This window comes from Caballeronia sp. (genome assembly GCF_028292365.1).
In the GTDB taxonomy this organism is placed as follows: domain Bacteria; phylum Pseudomonadota; class Gammaproteobacteria; order Burkholderiales; family Burkholderiaceae; genus Caballeronia.
The window spans coordinates 1-9,569 of the sequence record NZ_JAQGMM010000374.1 but is presented as its reverse complement, the minus strand read 5'-3'; the positions used below and the strand labels follow the sequence as shown (position 1 = coordinate 9,569).

Genomic DNA, 9,569 nt, shown 5'->3' with positions numbered 1-9,569 from the left:
GGCGCGCTCGCGCAGGAGCGGCTCAAAGCCGCCGAAACCCGGGCGTTATTGGAAATCGACCGCGAGCGGCAAGCGGCCGCGCGTTTGCAGAAGGAACTTGATACGGCGAACCGTAGAGCGGAGCAGGGCGTCAGCCGCCATCGCGATGACGTGCAAAAGCTGCAGGGACAACTCGGTAATCTGCGTCAGCAAGTCGGTGTGCTGGAGGGTAAGCTGGATGCGCTGCGTACGGAGAACGCACGTTATGTCGATGAAGCGGTGCAGGCGCGTGATCAACGCGACCAACTGGCGTTGTCGCTGACGCATGCCGCTGCAAAGCAGAAGCCGCCGGCAGCGAAGACCACAGCGGGCCTGCGCAAGAGCAGTGAGCCGGTGCGCAAATCGCCGCGAACACGACGATCTTGATTGCCTTGGGTCCGTAGCCGACGTTGGTGTCTCATGCGCAGTTCTAGTACGACGCGTATATGGCGAATAAACCCAGAAAATGATGAGAGACCAGCAGTTAACCCGATCTCGGGCGGACTAACGGCGACGCGCCTGCGCCGGCCAGGAAATGGCGTAGTTGTTTTTCGGCTTCCACCACTCGGTACATCGGTGCCTCGCTCAGTTGCTGGTCGTGCAGCGCAAGCAAGCGTTCGATCACGGGCGCGTCCTGCTCGCTGATTATCCACTTGGCAAATTTCGCTGCCACCGCGAGGGCGTTTTCGAACGCCGCTTCAGCGTACTCGTAACACTCAAAACAGCACCTCACCAAAAGCCCATGCGTTGAACGTAATGGGCCATATACACCGAACGGACCAACTCGGTGATCTGATGCCGGTTCCCGCTGCCGCCTCGGCAGGCAACCATTGCAAGGTGGCGGGCGAGTGACTTCTCGCGCGCCGATTGCATCGACATTGGCAGCAGCAACGACTTGCTCAGAGGTTTTCGGTTAGCACCCGGGCGGGTGGATTTTCGTTTTGTTCCTGCCATGCGTGTATCGAAGCAAAGTTTAGAAAAATATGGGTCGGCCTGCTGTCGACGTTTGCGCTAGCCACTGGTCGTCGTGAGTGCCCGAGGCCGGAGTCGAACCGCCACGCATCTTGATCGTTGAGCGTGTGCGTCACGATGAGGCCATTGTGGGCATCCATCGCCAAATGCGGCTTGCGGTAGCAACAGTGGGACTTCACGCCGTGTTTCTCTTCAAGCTAGTTGCCCGCGCCAACACTTTCATGCTGGTACTGTCGACCAGCGAGTGAAGCGGGCCCGCGGCACCGGTCCCGGCAGATCGCGGGCCGTTTCTGCCCGCACCGGCTCAGCGTCGTGTAATCAGGGATCGCAGCCGTCAATCCCATCAGGTCGATAACCGAAACCCGCGAGCCCAGTGGTGCGCGGTGGCCCCTGCGATTGCGGCGGCGCGTGCGGCGTGATCCCACAGTGTGAGCATTCCGATTTGGTGATGCACCGCGTAGCGAACTGACTGGCATTTGCGGCGAGCCTGCGCGGGGGATCGAGGGAAAAACCTAATGTATTACGAATCGTTACATGGTGCATATTTGCACAAAATATTCATAGGTGGACCACAAATGGAGGCACGATGAAGATTTCCATCAATCAGAAGCGTCGCAGGCTGCTGAAGTTCGGGGGCGCCGCCGCGATCTTCCCGGTCGCAGGACGCGCTGGCGGTATCGCTAGTTCGCCGCCCAGCACGACAAACGGACCTTTCGACCTCCAATCCTCAACACCCAATCTAGACATCTCTTCGACGCAGCCAGGTTCGCCGCTCGTTTCCACTGATCAGGCGCTTCTGTTCCAATATGACCTTCCCGCAGTCGAGTCCAGCATCCAATATCAGGGCCTGCCGGTCGGGAACGGGCGCCTTGGCGCGCTGGCAGGCGGTGCCAGCGAAAGGGAAGCGCTCTATCTGAACGAAATCACCTTGTGGTCGGGCACCAAGGACATCGTCGATCCCGCCTACACGGCGACAGGGATGGGCACCTACCTGTCGCTCGGCAAGCTCTATATCGATCTTCCCGATCACGCCGGGGCCACAGGCTACCAGCGGTCACTCGACATCAGCAATTCGATCGTGCGCACGCAGTACAGCGTCGGCGGCAAGACCTACCGGCGCGAGATCTTCAGCAGCTTTCCCGACAATGTGATCGTCGTCCGTCTCACGTCTCATGGCGGTACCTATGACGGCACCGTCTCTCTGGTCGACAGTCAGGGCACCCAAACCGTTGGTGAATCGAACCACGCGCTGTCGTTCTCCGGTGCGGTCAGCGGAAGCGGAGAGCTATACGTCACCTACGTAGCGGTCATTCCAGACGCAGGTGTCGCGTCGCTAAGCGCGGCCAATGCCCAGATCACGCTCCATGGCTGTCCGGCGCTCACGATCATCCTGGCGGCGCGTACTGACTACAACGGGCGCTACGTCGACAACTACCTGACGAGCATCAACCCGCGCAACGCCACAATCACGGACGTGACGAACGCTGTAGCCCGGGGATACCGGAACCTGCTGGCGCGCCACGTGCAGGACTATCAAGGTCTTTTCGGGCGCATGCAACTGAACCTCGGCAGGTCGAGCGACGCGCAAAGGGCGCTGACGATCCCGGAGCGGCTACTGGCACGCCAGGCGGACGCCGCCGCGGCCGATCCCGAACTCGAAGCGATGTACGTGCAGTTCGGACGGTACCTCACGATCTCCTCGTCGCGCGGCTCGCTGCCTGCAAATCTGCAAGGCTTGTGGAGCACCACGAACGACCCGGCGTGGATGGCCGACTACCACACCGACATCAACGTGCAAATGAACTACTGGCTCGCCGACCGCGCCGGATTGCCCGAGTGCCAACAGCCGTTTGCCGATTACGTCACGGGGCAGTTTCCGTCGTGGGTTCAATCCACGAGGAACCACTTCAACGACGCGGCTAACGTGAACTACAGCAATTCGAGCGGCAAGGTGGCCGGCTGGACGGTGGCGATTTCGACCGGCATCTACGGCTCGCTCGGCTGGGACTGGAGTCCGCCCGCGAGCGCCTGGTATTGCCGCACGCTGTGGAATCACTATGAGTACACGCTGGACAAGGCTTATCTCGCGAGCGTCTATCCAGTCATGAAGTCCGCCTGCGAATTCTGGCAGGCACGCCTGATCAAGGACCCTAAGACGGGATTGCTCATCGACGACAAGGACTGGTCGCCGGAGCAGGGGCCTCACCAGCAGCTTGGCATCACGTATGCGCAGGAGCTCGTCTGGGATCTCTTCACGAACTATGTCACCGCAAGCGGGCTGCTCGGCAAGGATGCGGATTTCGCGGGGACGGTCGCGAATCTGAAAGCACAGCTTTATCTGCCGAAGGTGAGTTCCACGAGTGGGCAGCTTCAGGAATGGATGGACGACAGCATCGTCAGCGAGGTGGGACATCGGCATCTGTCGCCGCTGATCGGCTGGTTCGAAGGCGAGCGCATCACGCTCGACAGCGATCCGAAGCTCGTGGCCGGCGTGAAGGCACTGCTGACCGCGCGTGGCTACGACTCCATGGGTTGGGGGCTCGCATGGCGCATCGCCTGCTGGGCGCATTTCCACGATGCCGCTACCTGCTATTCGATGATTCCGAAGCTGTTGCGCTACTCGACGGGCAACGACGGTGTGAATGGCACGTTTGCCAATATGTTCGATGCGTACACCGGCTCGATTTTCCAGATCGATGCGAACTTCGGCGGCCCGGCGGCGATACTGGAAATGCTGATGCAAAGCAGGATGGATCGCATCACGTTGCTCCCCGCGCTGCCTTCGCAATGGGGCACGGGGAGCGTTAAGGGATTGCGGGCAAAGGGAGGGTTTGCGGTGGACCTCGCGTGGACCCGCGGAACGCTGTCGTCCGTCAAGCTCACTAGTGTTGGAGGAACACAAACGGTCCTGCAATACGGCAATGTTTGGCGGGCGGTCGGGATACCCATGAACGGCACGGCAAGGTTCGATGGCCGCTTGCAGCCGGTTTTCTGAGCAAACCGAAGCGAAGCCCTGTACAGCAGATTACCCGAAAGGTCCCCGTTCCACTTTTAAGTAAGGAAAACTAATCATGAAAATCCTGGGTTCCGTTCGGGTGTATCTGCTTTTCGTGAGCGTCTTGATCGCCTTCGGGCTGTTCGCCTGTGGAGGCGATCAGCAGAATCCTGTCATGGCAACGAGTGCCGTTCAGGCAGCGGCTATTTCACCTGCCGATCCCTCAGCAACTCCGTCGTCCTCAGCAATTGCGGGCCAGAGTCCAATCATGTTGCCCCCTATGGGTTGGGCAAGTTGGAATGCGTACGGCTGCAACATCAACCAAAATCTGGTGAAAACGGCCGCAGACACTGTCTCGGGCGGCCTCAAGAGAGACGGCACCTTGATGAAAGCGGGCTACTCCTATATCAACGTCGATGACTGCTGGTTTGCTCCGACGCGCGATCCGCAAGGCAATCTGGTAGCCGACCCCATTCGCTTTCCGGATGGAATGAAGGCTCTCGGCGACTATATTCACGCCAGAGGCCTCAAGTTTGGTATCTACGAGGTTCCCGCAGCAGAAACCTGTGCACAGCGTAACAATTTGTACACTGGGCATACCGTTCCCATGGGCAGTCTTGGGCATGAAGTGCAGGATGCCAAAACATTCGCGGCGTGGGGCGTCGACTACGTAAAATACGACTGGTGCACCCCGGACGGGACGCTTGAAGATCAAGAGGCGGGTTTTCAAAAGATGCGGGATGCACTGGACAATGCTGCTGCCGGTGTAAATCGACGAATTGTCTACAGCATCAATCCAAACAGTTTCCATGTCGACAAGACGGGCCGGTCCTATGACTGGGGGCAAATCGCGGATATGTGGAGAACGACCGAGGATATTACGTATGCCACCGGAGTACCGGGCAAGCAGAATACGCCCGATTTCTCCAGAATTGTTAACCAGAATTTCTACGGCAATCTTTTCCCTGAAGCCCAGCATACTGGTGCCTATAACGATCCGGACATGATGCTTGCCGGGTTTGGCATGTCTCCAGATCAGGATCAGACACACATGAGTCTGTGGGCAATTGCAGGCGCGCCTCTGATTCTCGGCGTTGATTTCACAACGCCGATCAGTCCGGCCACGATGGCTACACTGACCAATCCGGAGGTTCTTGCCGTTGATCAGGATAGCCGCGGTCTCGAGGCGATCCGGGTGGCGGAGCCGAAGAGTGGTCTGGGAGTCTGGGCCAAGCTGCTATCTGGCAATGGTCGCCGTGCGGTTGTGCTTCTTAACACTACAGGGTCCGCAGCATCGATCACGGTAAACTGGAAAGATCTGGGATTGGATCCGATTGCTTCGGCCAATGTCCGCGATGTATGGGCACACAGCGATCTCGGTTCCTATGCGTCTGGATACACGGCGGCTGATGTTCCGGCTGGCGGCTCCGTCATGCTGACGATCAACAGTGCGGACGATGCGTCAAAAATCCACCGTGCCACACCCGGGACGAAAGCGGACGGAGTAGCCAGATATACACTGAATGCCACCACTGGCGGGTACATCGACATTGCCTACCGGAACGAAGGAACGTCTGCGCTCAAGGTGCCGCTGATTCTTAACGAGGCTGTACTAACGACGGTCGTGCTTCCGGCTACCGCCAAACACGGCCAGGGTAAAGTCACACTGTTCATGCCGTTCAAGCCGGGAAGCAACGGGCTTACTTTTGTCCTCTCGAACGGGGCCGGCCATGCTACGGCAATCAAAGATGTGACGCTGATCGCCGGGCCGCAGCCTGCATTACCACCCGTTGCCTATGAGGCAGAAAATCCCGCCAATCTTCTTCAGGACGCGGCAATACAGGCGTGCGCTATATGTAGTGGTCACGCGAAAGTGGGTAACTTGGCAAATTCTGATTCCAGCCTCGAGTTTAGTGGAATTGTCGCTGCCGTCGATGGAACATATACGGTTCCAATTGTTTATATCAGTGCGGACGACGGGACGAGTGCACCTCGTGCAATGAACGTGAGCATTAACAATGGCCCGCCATTTCCGGTCCAATTCCCGGGTGAAGGAACCTGGGACTTTCCCATCCTGTCGAGTGTGCAGGTAACGGTCCCATTGAAAGCCGGGGTGGCCAATACCATCAAATTCTCAATGGTGCCTGGCAACTATGGCCCCGATGTTGATGGCCTCGGTCAGCCTGTGAATCAGTAAATCGCAATTTCCTGGCGAAAGACGTGACGCATGCTGATTGCCGAGATTTATTCGGCGCATCGATGACCAATGGCGGTCAGTGACGGGGTCTCGGTGTCAGTAGGGGCGAGCGGGCTGGTGCTTCGAGATCGCTGTTCCAGGGCGTTTTTTGCCGGTGTCGTAAGGAGTGCATAGTGATGGCGGGAGGCATATGTTCAGTTGTCGCGCCTATGGATTCGTTGGTGGATGCGATCGTTCGAATCAGGCGGCAACGTCGGCATCCGTGCCGACTGGAATGGAAAACGATTTTCGACAATAAGGTGCTGCAGCTCAAATTCAGGGCCGGCAATGTATGGAGACAGGCATGAGAAATCTATTGGTGTGGATTGCGCTTTCGTTTGTACTCGCTGCATGCGGAGGCGCGGACAGTCCGACCAGCCCAGCCAGTTCGGAGCATGCTGCAAGTGCCGCTGCGGTGATGGTCGAGCAGAAAATTCAGCGATTCCGGCCGGACGAGGTCGCGGTCCTATTCGTGATGGGGCAGAGCAACAGCGCCGGCCTTAACGGCCTGCCCGCGAACTTTGTGTTGACCGGGGCCTCAGGTACCGGGTCCAGTGCCGGTGGAATGCCAGCACCGAATGTATGGGGTATCCGGAACGACGGCTGGGGCAATATCGCGGGCAACGCCGACGGGCCGGGAGCGCCCTTTACCCAACCGATATCCGCCATCGATCAGGTGGCGTGGGTGAACTGGTCGGACAGCACTTCGTCCGACATGAATCTCGGATACTACGGCGGCAGTGGAAATGCCGCCAATTTTGCCGCCTACGCATGGCAGTCGGCGATCAATGCGGGCGAACCGTTGCCCGATCTGTATATTATTCATATCGGCTGGGGTAGCCAGGGCGTGGACGTCGCAGACGACGCGTACAGCGGCTGCTGCGGCTGGACGATGCACGGCGTCAATCTCTGGCAACCCTTGCTTGACGCGACCAAAACCCCGACTTATGCCCTTGCGCCGTTCGCCCGGCGGATGATGTATCTTGGACTGAAACAGATTCTTGCGACCGGCAAGAAACCACGCGTCCTGGGTCTGGAGTGGAACCAGTGGGAAGCGGAAGCTGGGCCGCTGAATTCCGCCGGCAATGTGACGACCATCGGCCGGGCACCGCAGAATTACGCCAACCTTTTCAGAGGTTTTTCCGCGGCGGTGGGATCGAATTTTCCGGTAATGATTGTGAAGCCGTTGTCGGTAGCTTATGACAATGTCGCCAATGCGGTCGCTCCCTATGATTCGACCAGTCTTGCCTCCATGCAAAAGGTGTTTGGCGGCTTCATCGACGCGGATCCTCGCACCTTCAGCTTCGTCGATGCATCGCAGTCGCCCGATTGGAACGGACAGCCGCCGGATTTCGGGATCTTCAAAGGCGGTTCGCTGGGCGGCGGAGACGGCAGCGTGCACTACAACCTCGACACGCAGAAATGGTTCGGCGATCAAGCGCTTGCGTCGTGTCTCGGACGCTCGCAACTCTGCGGACCACGCATTTCAGCGCTTCCCAAGCTGCCGCCGGACTGATCGGAGCAAGGGGCGCGATAGCGGCAAACATCCATTGTTTGGGCTGTTCCGGGGGGCGTTTACGTGGCCGACATCGCCCTGTCGGAAAACAAGTGTTTCCCGACAGAGGCAATTCAACGTATCGGTCGAGATCTACCTTTCAGACGGTAAATTGCTTAGCGGAAAGCTGACGCTCGCGGGTGTTGCAGACGCCACGTCGAGCCAGCGCGACGGATTGAGCAGCCCAATCTTCCGCTATCAAGCGTTACCACGCGCGACTGCGCTTCGACTTCGAGCCGGTGAGACGGCCCCGGACTCTTCCGGCAATACTGCCAATGCTTTACGCAGGAGCTTTGCGAGATCCGAATGCAATTTGTGCGACAGCGAGGCTACTCCGGCCTCGTATTCGGCCGAGCGCGCTCTGCGAATACGCTCCAAGAGGGCATGGCCCTTTGGAGTAACGGCAACATCTTTTTTCCGGCGATCGCCCAGCGCCTCGTTACGCATCAATAGGCCCAGCAGAAAGAGGCGATCGATCATCTGGCTCACGGCGGGAAGTGACATGTGCATGCGCTCAGCGATGTCAGACGGTGTGCACTTGCCTAGCTGCTCCACGCGCCGCAGCAGTAGGACTTGCTGCAGTGTGACTGACTCCTTGGTCAGAACGGCGAGCGTCTTGCCTTGAAGGTGCGATACGCGGTTGACAAATTCTTGCAGTAGCTCGCCGATCTCTCCGGGCGCCGGCTCAACGGTCATAGCAGCGATCCCTGTTTCCATGCGATATCGGCCATCACAGGCGGCCGAACTGGAATGGGCATTGAAAACTCGAGACACACCAACTCGAGATGATTGCCGAATGGATCATTGAGATAGAGCGAAGCCTGTCCCGGAGGACGAGCTGCAACGGCCCCTCGGTCGCCACACCGTGGGAGTCCAGGAGGCCTTTCCACTTGAGGAGATGACGCGGCGGAACATGAAACGCATAGTGAGGATGGCCGGCTGTCAAGGCGGGCTGCCCTGATCTCTGCAGGAACAAGTCAACTCGGGTTGAGCCGTCCAAATACACTGAGACGTGGTGCGAACCTTCGCCGCCAGTTTCGGCTGGCGGACGGCCGAAGCGTCGAAAGGTTTCATCGTCTACGGTCATTGAGTAAGCGGCACCGAGAAGATCGCAGTAGAACCGTCGCGCCAGTGCCAGATCCCGAACCGGTATGGTGACATGGTCCAGGGCGCCGATACGAGGTCGTCCAAGCTGCTGCAGTGTTCGTTTCAACCTGATCCCGCGAACGCGGCCGGCGAATGCGAGTCGGATGATCTGATTGCGGATTGAGATCGGCATGGCGACTTTCATCCTGGTGATTAATCGTTCATACACGTTAATGATTAACGTCAATGATCTCAATATCGGTGCCGTCTTCGGGTCCGTCGGAGGTGATGCTTGGCTATTGCGCTGGTACCCGGGCGCGATGATTCGACGGCCCATATCAATGCGGTCCGCTTGCCTGTTTTAGCTAATATCGTGGCTGCCGTAAGCAGCTGTTGGCCACGGTTCGCAGTGGGCACTTTTGCTGACAGATTATCGAAAGATTCAAAGGGCGGTTGGTGACACGACTGTTGGGTTTAGGCCCACTGCCAACGTCGCGTGACAGCAGTCCCGTACCTGAACTTATTTCACGACCAGATGATTTGGTCTGCTAATTGTTATTAGCAGACAAGCGTTTAATGAGTAAAATTGGCGGTATGTCAGTTCGAGCCTCGATATCGACCTATTCATCTGCTTTAAGTCGTGTTTTCGGGAGCGCGTTTACCAAAAGAGGGCGCTATCGCCAATCAAGCCCAGCAACTAGCGTTGC

The 9,569-nt window shown here is 58.2% G+C and carries 6 protein-coding genes and 1 pseudogene; 4 read left to right on the top strand and 3 right to left on the bottom strand.

Features of this window, described 5'->3' with window-relative positions; translation table 11 throughout:
- Window positions 1-405, top strand: a pseudogene (locus JWR14_RS22955) (ATPase); the annotation flags it as partial.
- A gap of 97 nt (window positions 406-502) precedes the next feature.
- On the opposite strand, the gene JWR14_RS22950 reads toward JWR14_RS22955, so the two are convergent.
- Window positions 503-691 carry a hypothetical protein gene (locus tag JWR14_RS22950; RefSeq protein WP_299712418.1) on the bottom strand — a complete coding sequence of 63 codons (189 nt, stop codon included), beginning with the start codon at window positions 689-691 and terminating at the stop codon, window positions 503-505.
- 885 nt (window positions 692-1,576) lie between these two features.
- On the opposite strand from JWR14_RS22950, the gene JWR14_RS22945 reads away from it, so the two are divergent.
- The 3 genes from JWR14_RS22945 to JWR14_RS22935 all read left to right on the top strand — a co-directional run bounded on the left by JWR14_RS22945 (window position 1,577) and on the right by JWR14_RS22935 (window position 7,737).
- Window positions 1,577-3,985 (top strand): glycoside hydrolase family 95 protein, encoded by a 2,409-nt coding sequence (locus JWR14_RS22945; protein ID WP_299712416.1) that lies wholly within the window; start codon window positions 1,577-1,579, stop codon window positions 3,983-3,985.
- Between the two features lie 76 nt (window positions 3,986-4,061).
- The gene (locus tag JWR14_RS22940; RefSeq protein ID WP_299712414.1) at window positions 4,062-6,182 is read left to right on the top strand and encodes an alpha-galactosidase; all 2,121 of its coding nucleotides are present in this window, start codon (window positions 4,062-4,064) and stop codon (window positions 6,180-6,182) included.
- A gap of 343 nt (window positions 6,183-6,525) precedes the next feature.
- Entirely contained in the window at window positions 6,526-7,737 is a 1,212-nt protein-coding gene (locus tag JWR14_RS22935) for a hypothetical protein (protein ID WP_299712411.1), read from the top strand.
- 237 nt (window positions 7,738-7,974) lie between these two features.
- Here JWR14_RS22935 and JWR14_RS22930 read toward each other — a convergent pair whose 3' ends face one another.
- A complete protein-coding gene (locus JWR14_RS22930) occupies window positions 7,975-8,493 on the bottom strand; it encodes a MarR family transcriptional regulator (protein ID WP_299712408.1) in 519 nt (172 codons plus the stop codon).
- 13 nt (window positions 8,494-8,506) lie between these two features.
- Complete coding sequence (locus JWR14_RS38620; RefSeq protein ID WP_366144586.1) at window positions 8,507-9,055, bottom strand: VOC family protein; 549 nt, start codon at window positions 9,053-9,055, stop codon at window positions 8,507-8,509.
- Window positions 9,056-9,569 lie beyond the last annotated feature (514 nt).

Excerpts from the sequence above, each read along its gene's own strand:
- JWR14_RS38620 (WP_366144586.1), bottom strand. The coding sequence starts at position 9,055 with ATGCCGATCTCAATCCGCAATCAGATCATCCGACTCGCATTCGCCGGC.
- JWR14_RS22945 (WP_299712416.1), top strand. The coding sequence starts at position 1,577 with ATGAAGATTTCCATCAATCAGAAGCGTCGCAGGCTGCTGAAGTTCGGG.
- JWR14_RS22930 (WP_299712408.1), bottom strand. The coding sequence starts at position 8,493 with ATGGAAACAGGGATCGCTGCTATGACCGTTGAGCCGGCGCCCGGAGAG.
- JWR14_RS22935 (WP_299712411.1), top strand. The coding sequence starts at position 6,526 with ATGAGAAATCTATTGGTGTGGATTGCGCTTTCGTTTGTACTCGCTGCA.
- JWR14_RS22940 (WP_299712414.1), top strand. The coding sequence starts at position 4,062 with ATGAAAATCCTGGGTTCCGTTCGGGTGTATCTGCTTTTCGTGAGCGTC.